The sequence below is a fragment of the Streptococcus mitis genome (genome assembly GCF_003944325.1).
GTDB lineage: Bacteria > Bacillota > Bacilli > Lactobacillales > Streptococcaceae > Streptococcus > Streptococcus mitis_CW.
This window is the reverse complement of record NZ_RJPX01000042.1, coordinates 1-17185: the sequence shown is the minus strand read 5'-3', so window position 1 is coordinate 17185 and position 17185 is coordinate 1. Positions and strand designations below refer to the sequence as shown.

The window sequence follows — 17185 nt, the reverse complement described above, 5'->3', positions numbered from 1 at the left end:
TCCTCGTTTACTCTCGTGATTTACGCATATAGGTTACGACTACCTTTTTGGACTTTAGAGTTTGAAGCCCCCTTATCCGCTATATACGCCTTACTATCACGTTCCTGTTCGTAGAGCCACGATTTCGCTATCCCTTCCTCTCCCCGCTACCTCACGATAGTCAGGCTTGGGAATCGCTATTGGGTTCACCGGTAGCGGGTGCCCACGGAGGACTTACACCTCAGATATACGACATGCCCGTCGTACTCCAAACCACGTCAACGTCGCCTTGCCGTACTCAAGTACAGCCTGCGGCTAGTTTCCTAGTTTGCTCTTTGATTTTCATTGAGTATCATTTTAAAATTTTTCGAAAATTCTTTCAGGACGCTTTCAAAGTATTTTCAAATAAGGCCAACAAAAAAAGGTTTATAATTTCCATAAAAATTAACATGGAAATTATAAAACCATTATTAGTTTAGTCCTTGTTGATAACGTGCCAATTCAGCTTGGTTAGCCCAAACATAGTGACCTGGACGGATTTCTACCATGGATGGCTTATCAGTCTCATAGTCGTGTTGACTTGGGTCGTAAACCTTCAAGACCTTCTTACGTTCCAAGATTGGGTCTGGAATTGGTACCGCTGAAAGCAAGGCCTGAGTATATGGATGAATTGGATTGTTAAACAATTCTTCTGTTTCTGCAACCTCTACAATAACACCCTTGTAAATAACCGCAATACGATCTGAAATAAAGCGAACGACCGACAAGTCATGGGCGATGAAGAGATAGGTCAAACCGAGCTCTTTTTGGAATTTTTTGAGCAAGTTCAAGACTTGGGCACGAACAGAAACGTCCAAGGCTGAAATTGGCTCATCCGCAATAACAAAGTCTGGTTGCATGACCAAGGCACGGGCAATACCGATACGTTGACGTTGACCACCTGAGAACTCATGAGGGTAACGAGTCAAATGCTCAGCAAGAAGACCTACTTCACGGATAATATTTTGAACTTTCTCTTTACGTTCTTCTTCATCTTTGAACAGATGATGATTATAAAGACCTTCAGAAATAATATAATCAACAGTCGCACGTTCATTCAAACTTGCGGCAGGGTCTTGGAAAATCATCTGGATACGACGAATCAATTCTGCAGCTTGTTCACGCGATTTCTTTCCATTAATCTTTTGACCTTCAAAAATGATATCACCATTACTTGTATCATTAAGACCGATGATAGCACGACCAATAGTTGTTTTCCCACTACCTGACTCACCTACAAGCGAGAAGGTTTCTCCCTTGTTGATAAAGAAGTTGGCATTTTTAACCGCGACAAACTTCTTACTTCCTTCACCGAAGGAAATTTCTAAATCTTTGATTTCTACTAATTTTTCAGACATTTCCTTCCTCCTAGTCTGCCAGATGGGCAAATCCCATTTTATCACGGATCTTATCGTGAAGATTTGCAATCACAGCTGGTTTTTCTACTTTTGGAGCATCCTCATGAAGAAGCCAAGTTTTAGCCCAATGCGTCTCTGATACTGAGAATTGAGGAGCTTTTTGTTCGAAGTCAATCTGCATTGCATAGTCAGAACGCAAGGCAAAGGCATCCCCTTTCAGGTCAGTATAAAGCGACGGAGGTGTTCCTGGTATTGAGTAAAGCTCCCCTTTATCATCAGCAAGCTGAGGCAAGCTAGACAAGAGACTCCATGTATATGGATGGCGAGGGTCATAGAAGACTTCCTCAACAGTTCCATATTCAACGATTTCTCCTGCATACATAACCGCTACCTTATCCGCAATACTTGCTACCACACCAAGGTCGTGGGTAATAAAGATTGTTGTGAAATGGTACTCGTTTTGTAATGATTTGAGCAAATCAATAATTTGTGCTTGGATGGTCACATCCAAGGCTGTCGTTGGCTCATCACAGATCAAGACATCAGGTCGGCAGGCAAGGGCAATAGCAATAACGATACGTTGACGCATTCCTCCAGAATATTGGAATGGGTATTCATCAAAACGTCTATCTGCGTCTGGAATCCCAACCTTATTCATGTAGTCAATGGCCAATTCTTTTGCTTCCTTAGCTGTTTTTCCTTGGTGTTTTACAATAACTTCTGTAATCTGACTACCAATTGTTTTAATTGGGTCCAAACTAGTCATTGGGTCCTGGAAGATAGTCGCAATCTTAGCACCACGAATTTGTTCCCAATCCTTGTGAGAAGACAAGGCTGTCAAGTCTTGACCACGATAGTCAATGCTACCTTGAGCAATGCGACCATTTTCTTCAAGCATACCTGTGAAAGTCTTTGTCAAAACAGATTTACCTGATCCTGACTCACCTACCAAGGCTAATACTTCTCCTTCAACTAGTTCAAGGGAAACGCCGCGAATGGCTGTCAATACTTTGTCACGAACGTCAAATTCCACGACAATATCGCGAGCAGTCAAAATTACATTTTTTTCTTTTGTCATTTCTACTCCTATCTATGTGTACGTGGATCACTAGCATCGGCTAAGTTTTGACCAACTACGAAAAGGGACAAGGATACCAAGACAAGAGTTGTCAATGGAATCCAGAACAAGTAAGCATTGGTTGTTACGTTTTGTGAATAATCTGAAATCAAACGACCCAAACTTGGCACTGTAATCGGTAATCCAAGACCGAAGAATGACAAGAAGGCTTCGTATGAGATAAAGCTTGGAAGCATTTGAGTCATCGTTGTCACAATAACAGATACCAATTGTGGCATGATGTTTTTAGCAACAATCTTCAAGGTTGGTGTTCCCAAAGTACGTGATGCCAAGTTGTATTCCAAGTCACGATAACGCAAGATTTGTACACGGATCATGAAGGCAATCCCAATCCATGTTGTCACACTCATGGCAAAAATCAGATTCCAGAATCCAGCTCCGATTGAGTAAGTTAAGACAATAACAATCAAAAGAGATGGGATGTTTGAGATGACGTTATAAACTTCCATCATGACACGGTCAACGGATTTTGAAATTCCCCAAATACCACCGACAAAAACACCGATAACCAAGTTAATCACTGTCGCAATCACAGAAATGAGGATAGAGTTACGAGCTCCGAACCAAACACCGTCAAAGAGCGATTTACCGTTACTGTCTGTACCGAACCAATGCTCCGCATTTGGCTTGATATAACGAGCACTAAAGTCATTTACCTTGCTGACATCATTGAAATCAAACTTAGAAAACATTGGGTAGATGAAACTCATCAAAATGATAGCTACCAAGATTCCCAACATGACTACAGTTGATTTTTTCTTCATAAATTGTCTAAACACTGAGCCCCAGTATGAATATGCTGGCGCATCAATGGCTTCAGAGGCAAAATCGTCACGTTTTACGAACTGAAATTTTTCTTTATCGATTGTAGACATTATTTGCCTCCTTTCTCAGTCAATTTAATACGTGGGTCAATAATGGTCATCCAAATATCTCCTAAAAGAAGTGAGAAGATAGAAATACATGTAAAGATGAAGACAAGACCTACGACCATAGAGTTATTAGATGCTTTTACAGAGTCAATCAACATTTTACCCATACCTGGGAAGGCGAAGACCGTTTCAGTAAGGGTTGCACCACCGATAACTCCTATAACCGCACCAGGAATTCCTGAAACCAGTGGAACCATGGCATTTTTAAAGATGTGTTTGTTTGAAATTTCTTTTTCAGACAAACCTTTTGCACGAGCAAAACGTACAAAGTCTTGTGATTGCAAGTCAATCATGTAACGACGAATCCAAATAGCCGTACCAGGAGCCCCCAACAAACCAAGGATAACTGCTGGTAAAACATATGAACGCCAATCTCCAGCACCCAAGATAGGGAATGAATCTGGCAAGCCGATTGAAGAACCAGCCAAACGAACGATATAAACCAAGGCAATGGTTGGAAGAGCCATCAAGAAGGTCAAAGCCCCTGTTGAGAAGCTATCAATCCAAGTGTTCTTGAAGCGAGCCATAGCTGAACCAAGCGGCACGGCAATCGCATAAGAAATCACCAAACCAATCAATCCAACGACAGCAGAGCTGGCGATCATAGAAGGATATTGGTAGTTACTTTCAGTAGCTGTATAAGGATCATCTTTCCCATAGTTAGCTACTTCACGAGAGTCAGCCTGACTAGGTGATTTGTAGGTTCTTGAGTAAATATTTACAGAAGAAGTTTTCTTACCTGTTGGGAACTGAACTTGAGATGTTTTTGTTTGCCCTTGTCCTTGAGTAATAACCTGTAAAACAGGACTATTAGCATAGGTTGGATAAGAGTCACCTAAATTAATGTTCACAAAGTTTTGATGAACGAATGGGAACTGACTGTTGAAGTACAAGAGATATTTGTGTTTAGTTCCTGAACCGACCAAGGACCATCCGATCGCTGGATCATTTTCAAAACGAAGGTAACGTTTCAAGTCTGGGTTTTCAGGGTCTTGAATTTTATTTGTATGGTCAATGTCAATCAAGTTAGCATAAAATTTGAAAACACGTTCAAAAATTGGGATTTCACGAGTAGCGTAGAATTGACCACTTTCAGTAAATTCTCCCAAGGTCCAACCATGACCGATTTGTTTGATGTATTTTTCATAGATAGCCTTGTTGGTGTCATTAGCTTCAACTGTTACAGAAGCATCCATCTGGCTAGCTTTTTCTTGCAACTCTTTGGTATCGTAGTACTCGATATAGCCCATACGCTCATAAACGGTATTTTCATAGTTATCACGTTTATCAGCCGTTGTCGCAATCTTGTTATAGTTGGTATCCTGTTTGAAAATCAATTTTCGAGGAACCATTGTATAGATGATCGTGTAAGTCAAGGTTGTTACTAAAAAGATAGAAACCAATGACCGCAAAACACGCATAAAAATATATTTTTTCATATCATTTCCTTTAAAAATCCCAAAAGAACCTTCTCCTCATGGAGAGAAAGTTCTATTAGAAATTATTTACTTCACATGACTTGCCAATTCTTTTTGAGCTTTCTCGTTTGACTCAGTCTTCTCTTTCAACCATTTTTCACGAGCTTTTTCGTACTCTTCTTTGGTGATTGCTTTTTCACCAACTTGAGTATACTTCAAGTATCCTGCATTCTCACCTTTAAGCCCAGCTACAGAATATGAAGAGCTAAATGGTAAAACCTTTGAAACAAATGAAACGGCTGTTTCTTTAGGAGAAGCCATTACAGGAATTGTCAAAGCATTATCAGTCAACCAAGCTTGTGCTACTGCGTATTTTTCATAACGTTTTTGAACATCTTGGTTTTCGCTGTTTGCGTCATCAAGTAATTTTCCATAGTCAGCCAAACCAAGTTTACTTACTACTGATGCATCCGTGTTTTGGTCAATACCAAGGTAAAGGCGAGTGTTTCCTCCCTTGATGACAAACTGATCCAAGAAAGTAGACGGATCTTGATAGTCAGGGGTCCATCCTATCAAAGTATGGATATCCCAGTCTTGCTCTTTAGCTGTTGGAGCACTAAATGAAATTGGTAAAGCTTCTGCTTGAGTCATTTGTTGCAAGTCTACAACAACATTATCTGAACCCAATACTTTTTCAATTGATTGCTTCAATGATTGAACACGGTTTACAACCGCTGTTGATTCTTGAATAACCAAAGCATCTAAGTGGATTGGGAATTCAACACCTTCAGCTTGTAGACTTGATTTAGCTTTAGCAAATACCTCTTTAGCTTTTTCTTCATTATAAAGTCCATTTTGAGAATCAGCTAGAGAAACCTTAGCCCAAGTAGAAGAATTTGTCTTAGCCAAGCTATCTTGTACTAATTCACCAAATGTTTTCTTACCAACTTGAAGATTATATGGTGCAAATGTATTACGGATGGCTACTGCAGCACCATCAGTACCATTTGTTTGAGCTGAATAAGAATTACGATCTACCGCAAAGTTCAGGGCTTGACGGAACTCCTTATTTAGCAAAGCTTTTTGAGTAGAGGTCTTTTGTGCTTCACTTGTCTTAGCTGTGTGGTTATAAGCTGTGCGGCCATAGTTCAAGCTGACAGTTGCAACACCCGCACCTGGTTCGTTAAAGTAAATGTTATCTTTGAAGTCAGCTGCATATTTTTCATATGTAGAACTTGTAGGGAAGATACGAGCCTTGCTATATTGACCATCAGCAAAACCTTTAGCAATCACATCTTGATCTTTACCATCCCAGAAAGTGAACTTAACGTTCTCAATTTTTACATTTTCTTTATCCCAGTAAGCGTCATTTTTAGCCATCTCGATAGATGATTTCGGAGTTACAGCTTTCAAAACAAATGGACCATTATAGAGAATAGAGTTAGCATCTGTTGGAGCCCCAAATCCTTCACCTTTTGAAGCTAAAAACTCTTCATTAACTGGCATCATGACACCGCTAGTTGTCTTATCATTCCAAAAAGTTTCTGGTTGATTCAAGGTATATTCTAAAGTTTGATCATCAAGTGCTTTTACACCAACCGTTGAAAAGTCTTTTGTTTCACCCTTGATATATGCATCCAATCCCTTGATAGAAGAGCTAACGATTGAAAGTCCTTTTGATTTTCCATCTACAGCATGTTTCAAACCAGTAACGAAGTCTTTAGCAGTTACAGGAGCATATTCTTCTCCCTCTGCTGTCACCCATTTAGCATCCTGACGGATTTTATAGGTATACGTCAAACCATCTTTTGAAACTGTCCATGATTCGGCAATAGAAGGAACTAGATTACCATATTTATCATTAGCTAATAAACCATCTACAGCATTTGTTGTAATAAATGATGTAGAATCAATATTGCTGACGATATAATCCAAGGTTTCTGGATCTATTTGATAAACATATTGGTAATCTTTTGCTAATTTCGCATTATTTGAACTAGTGTTTGAACACGCAGCTAGAACTCCTGACACTAATAAGGTAGCTCCCGCTACAGCAAGCACTTGACTTTTTTTCATTTTTTACTCCTCTTATAAAATATAGGTTGTTATCAATTATATCATAGATTTCAAGAAAAGTAAACGAATTTTCAGAATATTTAGGCTTATTCATACAAAAAATCTGAAAAAACTATTGACTGAGAATGATTTTCAAGGTATAATAATAAACGTTAAGGCGGTATAGCCAAGTGGTAAGGCACGGCTCTGCAAAAGCTTGATCGTCGGTTCAAATCCGTCTACCGCCTTCTATAACTTGATTTATCAGGTTTCAAATTAATAGAAAGCCCAGTTTGGAGGGCTTTTTTATTTTTTCTTCGGATAAATACGGATAGATTTAGAAAAGTTTTGGGACGGATTTGGGGCTGAGTTTTTCGAGGATACTATTCCCTTTTAAAATCAACTGAAAAAAGCTTTGTCACGCATGATGACAAAAGCCTCTAGTTTACTCTGTTTCTTCTTCTATTTCAACTTCTGTGATTTGGACTTTTACTTTGGTAACACGTCCATTTTTCACTTTATCATTGGTTAGGATAAGCTGTTTGTTTTGACTGACCAATTCATAGCTGAGTTTCTCAGTCGTTGGAATGGTCCCAACTCCTGTCAAATAATAACCAGCAATAGTATCAACGTCATCACTTTCCAGTTCAACATCAAAGTAGTCATTAAAATCATTGAGATTCATGGTACCTTGAACAATATAAGTATCTTCTCCAATTTTATGAACTTCGATTTCAGCCTTATCTGTTTCGTCATCGATTTCCCCAACGATTTCCTCTAAGAGGTCTTCCAGGGTCACCAAACCAGCCATCCCACCGTATTCATCTAGCAAAATTGCCATTTGTCTTTGGGTATTGCGCAATTCTTTTAACAAGTCGTCCACAAAAATAGTTTCAGGAACAAAAAGTGGATCTTGTAAAATTCTCTTCCATACAATGTTATCAAAACCGTCTACAAAGGCTGCCTTAAGAAGACTCTTGGTGTGAATGATCCCAATCACGTTATCCTTGTCTCCATCATAGACAGGGATACGAGAATAATTTTGTTTTAAAATACTTTGGATAATGGTTTGACTATCATCCTGAATATCGACCATAAAGGCATCCGTTCGAGGAACCATGACTTCTCTGGCCATCAATTCGTCCAGTGAAAAAATCCCCTGTAACATCTCAATTTCGTCAGCATCAAGTGTTTCTTCACTATTTGTCAGCATGTACTCAATTTCATCACGGGTCATTTTTTCGTCAGCATCGTCAAAGGTCATAGGAGTCAAGTTACTCAAGAGATTGGTAGACGCAGACAAGAGCCAGACAAAAGGACTAACGAGTTTCCCCAGCCCAATAATAACTGGCGCTGTACGAATCGCCAAGGCATCCTTTAGATTAAGAGCGATTCTCTTAGGATACAATTCCCCAAAAACAATGGAAATATAAGTCAAAAATGCTAAAGATAGGAAACTTGCAATAGCATAAGCTGTTTCGCCATTTCCAAGCCAAGATGCAATTTCTCGTCCCAGAGTTTCTGCCAAACTCGCCCCTGACAAAATCGTAATCAGGGTGATCCCTACTTGAATAGTCGATAAAAAGTGATTAGGATTTTCTAGTACCTTCAGCAGACGGATATAGCGTCTATCTCCTTCTTCTGCCTTTTGTTCAACCCGCGCACGGTTAAGTGAAACCATGGCCATTTCTGTGGCTGAGAAAAAGGCATTTAATACCGTCAAGATAAACAATAAAACAAATTGTAGCAACAAATTCTGACTACTTGGGTCTTCCATAGTTCTTCTCCTAAAATAGTATCTTACCCTCTATTATATCACAAAATTTAGTCCAGTACATATTATTTTTTCTCAATGTCTATTTGTAATCCGACCTAAATTGTCCAAAAAAGAACCCCTACATCCACAAGTGATATAGGAGTTTATGTTATCTTTTACTGAGTAACCGTTACTTCTCCAGTTCGGTAATCCAGTTGAAGCCCCTTTTGAACATTGGGAACTAGAACATTGAATTCCAATTCTCCGTCTGAGGACTTGGCTTCAATCTGTGAAGCTGAAGGAACTAAATCCTCGTTTGAAGCATAATAAAGAGTTACACGGTAACGGACACGCTTGTTTTGGTCCAGGGCTTTACGCACCATGCTTTCATAGTAGTTTTGCCCTGTCGAATCCTCAGCTTGCGCCTGATTTGCCCAGGCTGTCTGAACAGCAATATTTTTAGGATTACTTGTTGAGGCATCAAAACCATCTAAGCCACCGATTAAGGCATAGCCTAACAGGTGACCTCTATCGACTGCATGAGTATAAGTCCCCTTTAGATTCTTAACCTGATGCCATCCTGGAGGGGTCCAAGAAGTCGAACCATTCCCCGTTTCTTCACGATTCTTGTACTGGCGGGTTGCCTTAGACAAGAGAGCATTGGCTACAGTTGGCACGGTTTCCTTGCCCACTGTCTTTGTTTTATTATCAGCGTAGGGTTTACTTGAAACCTTGGCATCTAGATTTGTTTTATTACCATTGACAATAAAAGCACCTGAGCCATTCCACTCAAGACTCCCTTTTATTTGGCTTTTGACTGCATCTGTCAGGACACTTTCTGCCAATTCTTGACTAGGAGCTTCAGGCGCTTGTTTTTTCTGACTAAGCTTAGTTTTGGGACTATTAGCTGTCGTCTGCATCTGCTTGATATAATAGCTTCCCGCAGATAAAAGTAATAACACTAGCAGTCCGATCAGTGTCTGTCTTGTTTTTTTGTTCATATTTCTCCTTATCTCTAGAAAAAGGCTGGTTTTCCAGCCTAATTTCCTGTAAATTTATGAATCAATTCCTGCCATTTTGCTGGAGATAGGATGGCCCATGGATCTTGACCCTTGCCCAAGATTCCATAACCGACCATTAAACCGATTCCTAGGGCAAGAGCACCTAAAAACAGCACCAAAATGACTAGAAGTAAACGCTTGACTACGTAGCTTGGTCTCTTATTCATCTTCATCACTTGCCTCAATCCGCTGAATCTTAGCACCTAGATGCGCCAACTTCTCATGGAAACGGTAGTAGCCTCTATCCAAGTGAACCAATTTACCGACCACGGTTTCTCCTTGTGCTACCAAACCTGTCAAAATCAAGGCTGCGCTGGCACGAAGGTCAGTTGAAAGAACTTCTGCTCCCTGCAAAGGCTGTCCACCAACAATACGAGCTGTATCACGGATAATTTCCGAGTGCAAGCCCATGCGTCGCATTTCTTCTAGGTGTTGGAAACGATTTTCGAAAACTGTCTCCACCATAGTTGATTCCCCTTTTGCAACGGTCATCAAGGCTGTAAATTGGGCCTGCATATCCGTTGGAAATCCTGGGTGGGGCAAGGTTTTTACATGGACAGCTTTTAGATTTTCTAATTGAGAACGAACACGAATTCCTTCGTCTTCTTCAATTACTTCAACACCCATTTCAAGCAACTTGGCAATCAAGGGACGGTTGTGTTCCCAGACAGCGTCTCTAATCAAGACATCACCACCAGTCATGGCAGCAGCCACCATAAAGGTTCCTGCCTCAATACGGTCTTGAACCACATTGTGAGTCGTACCATAAAGTTTCTCCACACCAGTAATGGTAATGGTCTCTGTACCAGCACCTTTAACCTTGGCTCCCATTTCATTGAGGAGAATGGCTAGGTCCACAATCTCAGGCTCACGCGCAGCATTTTCAATCACTGTAACTCCATCAGCCAAAGTCGCTGCCATCATCAAGTTCTGAGTAGCACCAACACTTGGGAAGTCCATGTAGATATGAGCCCCATGTAAGCGATCAGCCTTGGCTTCGATATAACCAGCCGTCTGACTAATCTTAGCCCCCATAGCTTCCAGACCTTTCAAATGAAGATCAATAGGACGGCTACCAATCGTACAACCACCCGGCATGGATACCTTGGCATGACCTACACGGGCAAGGATTGGTCCCAAGACAACGATGGAAGCGCGCATCTTGCTGACATACTTGTAGGGAGCTTCCTCTGTGATATCGCCAGTCGCGTCCACCTCGACAAGATGAGTCTCCTCATCAAAATCCACCTTGGCATTCAAACCACGAACCACCTGATTCATAGTGAAAACATCTGACAAGATAGGAACATTCTGCAAGACAGTCTTTCCTTCACTGGCTAGAATAGTCGCTGCCAACAAGGGCAATACTGCATTCTTTGCCCCTTCAATCGTAACACTTCCTACCAGACGATTATCTCCACCTTGAACCACAATTTTTTCCATACTTATTTCCTTTACATTTGATTTTATAATAATCCTCTAAGCGCTTCTTGCCACAACTGATATAGGCTGATAAAGAAAGAACTCATGATGTAGCCCATTACAATGCTGAAAAAGGCTACTAATAAACGAACTTTTCCTGTATTCTCAGCTGTCACTTTTAAGACCTTTTCCCATCTAACAAGATCCTTTAAAAGGTAAAAACTCACATAAATAAAGAGCATATGACTGCTTAGAGTGAATAATAATTGAACCATTTGACTATTATACCATCTTCTCTGTTTGTGCGCTAGTTTGGAAATTTCACCTAAAAGCTAGGGATTGTTTTTCAAGTAATCAATTGCATCTTGTAGGGTTTTAACTGGCACGATTTTCATATCTGTCTTGATTGTTTTGGCTGCTTCTAGGGCTGTTTGGTAATTGTTTTTGGCATCTGGATGCGCTTTTTGTTCTTCTTCGCTAACAGGGTTGTCTGGAGCAAAGAAAATCGCGGCACCTTCTCTAGCCGAAGCTACAACTTTCTTATCAATACCTCCAATGTCCCCCACATTACCATCGCGGTCAATGGTTCCTGTACCGGCAACGATACGGCCATTACGAAGGCCAGGGTCAGCTATTTGGGTATAGATAGCCAGACTAAACATGAGACCTGCACTTGGACCGCCAATACCAGCTGTTGAGAAGCGAATTGGGACATCACTGGTCACTTCCGTACGGTCAATCAAACCGATTCCAATCCCATTTTTGCCATTTTCCAAGGTGATAATCTTACCTTCTGCGGACTTGGTTTGCCCATCCTCTTCATAGGTGACCTTGACTGAGTCCCCTAATTTTTGAGAATTGACATAATCAATCAAATCTTTGGAACTATCAAAGGTCTGATCATTGACTGCTGTGACCGTATCAGAGATGTTAAGAATCCCTTTAAAGGTCGAATTATCTGTCACAGTCAAAACATAAACTCCAAGATATTTGAGTTCGATATCTTTACCAGCTGTTTTTAGCCCTTGATATTTGGCCATATTTTGTGATGTTTGCATGTAGAATTGATTGATTCGCATAAATTCAACATCGGAAGTTCCGCCTGTAGTCTCCTGAACACTACGAATATCTGTGAAAGGCGTCAACCAAGCATAAATCATATGGGCTAAAGTAGCATGTTGGACACCAACCGTAACGAATTGATAAGCCCCAGCTTCCTTATCTTCGGTATCATTGACTTTAAGGACTTGGCGAATATCTTCCGAACCACCTGGAACCTCTATATAGTAGGGCAAGGGTACCACAAAAGCCAAGAAAGTCGCTATCAAGGCCGCAATGACGTATAAGGGCCATCTAATCTTTTTTTTCATTTCTTAATTTCCTCCAAAATACTCTCAGGAACATAGCAGGCAATATCCTGACCAAACTTCAAAAGTTCTCGAACACCAGATGAACTGATATAGAGATGCTCAGGTCGGCTATGTAAATAAATGGTCTCTATATCAGGAGACAGCTGATGATTGTAGTAATCAAAACTGGCTTCATATTGCAAATCCGCCGCATTTCTCAAGCCCCGCACTAAACAAGTAGCTCCCAGTCTTTTTGCAACATCAACCACCAATTCATCATGTGAAGACACGACTGCAACATTTTCCAAATGTTTCACAGCCTTTTCTAACCCCCGTTTACGATTTTCGATAGGGAGAAATCCTTGTTTGTGGGGATTAAAAAAAATACCCACATAGAGCTTATCAAAAAGTCTGCTCGCCCGTTCAATGATATCCAGATGCCCATTTGTCATCGGATCAAATGAGCCTGTGAATAAGCCAATCTTATCTGACATAGACTGTCACCTTACTAATTCCATAAATCTTTTCCTTCCAGATGCCCAGGCAGGCAATTTCTTCTGGAAGCTCCACTGCTTTATCCGTCTCACACACGACCATAATATCTTCAGAAAATAATTCTCTTTCAGCCATTTTTTCGATATCTGCTACGATTTGTTCCTTGGCGTAAGGAGGATCTAAGAAAATGAGGTCGAAGGGTCCAGACACCTGCTCCAAGGCTCTTTCCGCATCCATCTTGAGGAGTTGAAATTTTCCAACTTCCTTGGTCATCTGGATATTTTCAGCCACGATGGCCTGAGCCTTACGGTCTCGCTCTACCAAAACAGCACTGGACATGCCACGCGATACTGCCTCAATAGATAAACCACCACTACCTGCATAAAGATCCAAGACTCGCCCCCCTTCAAAGTAGGGACCAATCATGTTAAAAATGGCGCCCCTAACCTTATCCGAAGTGGGTCTTGTTGTCTTACCTTCTAGCGTCTTGAGGGGGCGTCCCCCATAGATTCCTGATACGATTTTCATACCGTTTATTATACCAAATTATGGGCGAAAAATCGAGTAGGGGATAATCTCTAGCCCCTCTCACACCACCGTACGTGCCGTTCGGCATACGGCGGTTCAACTAACTTTTAACACATGTCGTTCAAGGTAATAATCCAAACACGAAACCAGTCCACGTTTTTTAAGGACTGGTTTTGATATAGCACGTTTAATTACCGACTTCTGAGCTACTAATTGATAATGGTCGCCCCAGCCAGATACCTTATCTGCTATCCATTTAGGAACTCCTAACTTAAGCAATCCCCATAATCGTCTAGATTTCTTCTTCCATTGCTTCCAGATAATCACTCGTAGGCGAGTGCGCAAGCGCTCATCTATGCTGGTGACTATACTTTTCATATTTCCCAATGAGAAATAGTTTATCCATCCTCGAATAGACAAATTCAGTTGCTCAATACGTCTTGTTAAGTCTATACTCCATTTCCTCTGTGTTAGTTTCTTCAATTTAAGCTTAAATCTCCGAACACTATCTTGATGGGGCGACTTTTCCAACCATCTGATGATTTCCAGAACCCGAAACCTAAATATTTCAACTCTCTTGGTCTGGTAATCTTATACTAGCCTAAAATCAAAAACCATCTTATAATAGTAGTTAGGAAACTTACAAACGAAGAAATACAGAAAATTGAAAAACTCCTGAGAGATTCATCGTACGCCAAATATCATAAACGTCTACAGATTATTTATTTTCGCTCAAAAGGAAAGAGTTATAAGGAAATCATGAATCTGCTAGATTGTAATAAAACAACTGTTTGGAGGAATTTGAAAAAATACAAGGAGTTTGGTTTAGAAGCTCTTCTTCAAGAGACCCGTGGTGGACGTCATAGAGAATATATGACTTACGAAGAAGAACAAGCATTTCTAAAACGTCATATAGAAGCTGCTCAGGCTGGGGAATTTGTAACTGTCAATCAGTTATTTGAAGCCTATCAAAAAGAGATTGGTCGCACTTCTACACGTGATGGTTTTTATTATCTCTTGAAACGCCATGGTTGGCGAACAGTCACCCCTCGACCTGAACATCCTAAGAAGGCAGACGCTCAGACAATTGAGACGTCTAAAAATAAAATCTACATTCGAGACCTTAAGTAAGCGCTTTAAAGAGAAGGGGACTTATAACAAAGTACGATTGATGTACCAAGATGAAGCTGGTTTCGGGAGAATCAGTAAGATGAGTTCTTGTTGGGCTCCTCAAGGAATTCGACCTAGCATTCCTAGCCATTATATGCGAGAATATCGCTATTGTTATGGGGCAGTAGATGCTCAGACAGGAGATTCCTTTTTCCTCATTGCCGGAGGATGCAATACTGAGTGGACGAATGAATTTCTACGGCAAGTCTCACAAGCTTATCCAGATAACTATATTTTACTTGTCATGGATAATGCTATATGGCATAAATCAAGTACCTTAGAGATTCCAAGTAATATTGACTTGGCTTTTATCCCACCTTATACACCAGAAATGAACTCTATTGAACAAGTCTGGAAAGAAATTCGAAAACGAGGTTTTAAAAATAAGGCTTTCCCAACATTTGAAGCCGTCATTGATAAGCTTCAAGAAGTTATTCAGGGATTGGAAAAAAATGTTTTAAAGTCCACTGTCAGCAGACAATGGACAAGGTTGCTTTTTGAATATAATTGAGTATTAAATAGAAAAAGTGGACAAATGTCTACTGGGAATGTCAGAAACATCATGAGTTTTCATCAAACTAAAAGGACTTAGCCCTATGCAATACAGAACTAAATCCCATGAATAAATAATTATCCTAACTTTAGCATCCCTATAGAAATTCTACTTTTTCTCTATTTGATACCAGACATTAGTTTTTCAATACGTGGAACGTAGAAGAATAAGATAATACTGAATACAATCGTAATTCCTCCAACAATTCCATAGTAAGCGACTTCAGTTTCACTTGTATAAAATTTTATAATTTGAGCATTGATAGCTTGGGCAGCAGCATTACTCAAGAACCAGATAGACATCATTTGCGCTTGGAAGGATTTTGGTGCTAGCTTAGTAGTGACTGATAGACCAATAGGCGAAATCAACATTTCCCCCACAATCACAATAGCCCAACTCATAATCAACCAGAAAGAACTGACTTTAACATCTGTCCCAAAGAGAATCCCTGGTAACATCATCCACAAGAAGGATAGACCTGCCGCAAATAAACCGTAAGCAAATTTCTTAGAAGAGGACGGTTGATTTTTCCCCATTTTCCCCCACAACCACGCAAAAATCGGCACATAAATCATAATGAAAAGTGGATTGATACTTTGGAAAAAGCTAGATGGGAAATGAATCTGATTTCCAAATAAATTAAAGTAAAGTCGAGTTTGATCATCTGCAAATAGAGCAAGAACAACAGAACCCTGCTCCTCAATAGACCAGAAGAGTACTCCAGCGATAAATAGAGGAATGTAGGCAAATACTCGAGATCTCTCAGTGGCAGTTATTTTCTGACTAGATAAAATTTTGAAGAAATAGTAGATTGGAATGATTACCGCAATCACTGTAAAGATATTAACAATCATGTCCACGTTAAATTGGTGAGTAAAGACCAAACCTATAACCACCAGAATAACCATGACAAGTGTAATCAGCAAGCGTTTAATCAAGGTCTGCTGCTCCTTCTGTGAAAGTGGATCAGTGGGGTAAAGACTTGATTCAGGCAAGTATTTCTTCCCATCTAAAACATATTTCACCAGACCAAAGAACATCCCAACGGCAGCTAATGAGAAACCTAGATGGAAATTGACTTCCTGACCTAGATACCCCACTAGATAAGGGGCAACGAAGGCACCTAAGTTAATACCAAAGACAAAGATACTAAAACCTGCATCCCGTCTATCATCCTCTTTCTCATAAATTCCCCCAACCATATCTGAGATATTGGGTTTTAAAAATCCAGTACCAAATATAATCAAGGCAATAGAAAGATAGAGAGCCACTTGTCCAAAAGGTGTTGCCAAAGCAATATGCCCTAGCATAATCAGAATACCACCGTAAAAGACGGTCTTACGGCTTCCTAAAATACGGTCACTGACAAAACCACCGACAACCGAGGATAAAAATACCAGCGAGCCATAAATCGCCATAACCGATGCAGCTGTGGTCTTATCCATCCCCAACCCACCATCTTGTACACTATAGTACATATAGTAAAGTAGGATAGCTCGCATCCCATAGTAAGAAAAGCGCTCCCACATCTCTGTAAAGAAGAGGGTGGACAAGCCAATAGGATGTCCAAAAAATGTTTTCTGTTTTTCCATATATATTCCCCTTAAAAAATATAATAACTCATTTTACAGAATTTTCAAACAAATGTCAAACAAATTCTGTTTCTTTTAGAAAATTTTTTGGAAACGTAACTTCTCAAAGCAACTTCCACTTGACTTGCCGAAGTGGAAATTAGTCTAAAACGGATTTTTATGGTGGAATTAAGTATGAGACGTTTGAGTTAGAAATGAGGCTCACTATGACAAAACATAAACACCTTACCCTTTCAGACCGTAATGATATCCAACTGGGCTTAGAGCGCGGTGAAACCTTCAAAGCTATTGGACAGTCCATTCTAAAAGACCCAACTACTGTCTCCAAAGAAGTCAAACG

General features: G+C 40.2%; 14 protein-coding genes, 1 tRNA gene and 2 pseudogenes. 3 read left to right on the top strand and 14 right to left on the bottom strand.

Translation table 11 applies throughout. The features are described 5' to 3' along the window. Positions 1–449: 449 nt before the first annotated feature. From D8787_RS09820 to D8787_RS09800, 5 genes are all read right to left on the bottom strand, one after another. Entirely contained in the window at positions 450–1376 is a 927-nt protein-coding gene (locus D8787_RS09820; RefSeq protein WP_125423341.1) for an ATP-binding cassette domain-containing protein, read from the bottom strand. 10 nt (positions 1377–1386) lie between these two features. Continuing rightward, positions 1387–2454, bottom strand: a complete 1068-nt coding sequence (locus D8787_RS09815) for an ABC transporter ATP-binding protein (RefSeq protein ID WP_042900320.1) — start codon at positions 2452–2454, stop codon at positions 1387–1389. Positions 2455–2462: 8 nt separating this feature from the next. After that, positions 2463–3389: an oligopeptide ABC transporter permease OppC gene (oppC, locus tag D8787_RS09810; protein ID WP_000103691.1), complete on the bottom strand. Its 927-nt coding sequence runs from the start codon at positions 3387–3389 to the stop codon at positions 2463–2465. Continuing rightward, positions 3389–4885, bottom strand: a complete 1497-nt coding sequence (locus D8787_RS09805; protein ID WP_000759916.1) for an ABC transporter permease — start codon at positions 4883–4885, stop codon at positions 3389–3391. Before D8787_RS09805 ends, oppC begins: the two co-directional genes overlap by 1 nt. Before the next feature lie 66 nt (positions 4886–4951). Next, positions 4952–6940 carry a peptide ABC transporter substrate-binding protein gene (locus D8787_RS09800; RefSeq protein WP_125423338.1) on the bottom strand — a complete coding sequence of 663 codons (1989 nt, stop codon included), beginning with the start codon at positions 6938–6940 and terminating at the stop codon, positions 4952–4954. 156 nt (positions 6941–7096) lie between these two features. On the opposite strand from D8787_RS09800, the gene D8787_RS09795 reads away from it, so the two are divergent. Then, positions 7097–7167, top strand: a tRNA-Cys gene (locus tag D8787_RS09795). Between the two features lie 197 nt (positions 7168–7364). On the opposite strand, the gene D8787_RS09790 is transcribed toward D8787_RS09795, so the two are convergent. The 8 genes and pseudogenes from D8787_RS09790 to D8787_RS09750 all read right to left on the bottom strand — a co-directional run. After that, positions 7365–8696: a hemolysin family protein gene (locus D8787_RS09790; protein WP_125423335.1), complete on the bottom strand. Its 1332-nt coding sequence runs from the start codon at positions 8694–8696 to the stop codon at positions 7365–7367. Positions 8697–8851: 155 nt separating this feature from the next. After that, a complete protein-coding gene (endA, locus tag D8787_RS09785) occupies positions 8852–9676 on the bottom strand; it encodes a DNA-entry nuclease EndA (protein ID WP_125423332.1) in 825 nt (274 codons plus the stop codon). A 38-nt stretch (positions 9677–9714) separates the two neighbouring features. After that, positions 9715–9903, bottom strand: a complete 189-nt coding sequence (locus D8787_RS09780) for a DNA-directed RNA polymerase subunit beta (protein WP_185776800.1) — start codon at positions 9901–9903, stop codon at positions 9715–9717. Then, positions 9896–11179, bottom strand: coding sequence for a UDP-N-acetylglucosamine 1-carboxyvinyltransferase (murA, locus tag D8787_RS09775; RefSeq protein ID WP_125423326.1), 1284 nt, complete (start codon positions 11177–11179; stop codon positions 9896–9898). Before murA ends, D8787_RS09780 begins: the two co-directional genes overlap by 8 nt. 23 nt (positions 11180–11202) lie before the next feature. After that, positions 11203–11433: a DUF1146 family protein gene (locus D8787_RS09770; protein WP_101782486.1), complete on the bottom strand. Its 231-nt coding sequence runs from the start codon at positions 11431–11433 to the stop codon at positions 11203–11205. Between the two features lie 57 nt (positions 11434–11490). Continuing rightward, positions 11491–13001, bottom strand: a pseudogene (locus D8787_RS09765) (SepM family pheromone-processing serine protease). After that, on the bottom strand, positions 12991–13530 hold the full coding sequence (gene rsmD / locus D8787_RS09755; protein ID WP_125423320.1) for a 16S rRNA (guanine(966)-N(2))-methyltransferase RsmD: 540 nt from the start codon (positions 13528–13530) through the stop codon (positions 12991–12993). The pseudogene D8787_RS09765 and the gene rsmD overlap by 11 nt, the downstream one beginning before the upstream one ends. A gap of 96 nt (positions 13531–13626) precedes the next feature. Continuing rightward, positions 13627–14123: pseudogene (locus tag D8787_RS09750) on the bottom strand (group II intron maturase-specific domain-containing protein); the annotation flags it as partial. A gap of 31 nt (positions 14124–14154) precedes the next feature. On the opposite strand from D8787_RS09750, the gene D8787_RS09745 reads away from it, so the two are divergent. Continuing rightward, positions 14155–15211 (top strand): IS630 family transposase gene (locus D8787_RS09745; RefSeq protein ID WP_125423317.1). Its coding sequence is split into 2 segments (ribosomal slippage): positions 14155–14660 and positions 14659–15211, totalling 1059 coding nucleotides; the frame shifts between segments, so codons are not numbered across the junction. A gap of 161 nt (positions 15212–15372) precedes the next feature. Here the strand turns inward: D8787_RS09745 and D8787_RS09740 are convergent. Next, on the bottom strand, positions 15373–16782 hold the full coding sequence (locus D8787_RS09740; RefSeq protein ID WP_398575294.1) for a peptide MFS transporter: 1410 nt from the start codon (positions 16780–16782) through the stop codon (positions 15373–15375). Between the two features lie 269 nt (positions 16783–17051). On the opposite strand from D8787_RS09740, the gene D8787_RS09735 reads away from it, so the two are divergent. After that, positions 17052–17185 (top strand): helix-turn-helix domain-containing protein (locus tag D8787_RS09735; RefSeq protein WP_142999115.1); only part of this gene is annotated, 134 nt, incomplete at its 3' end.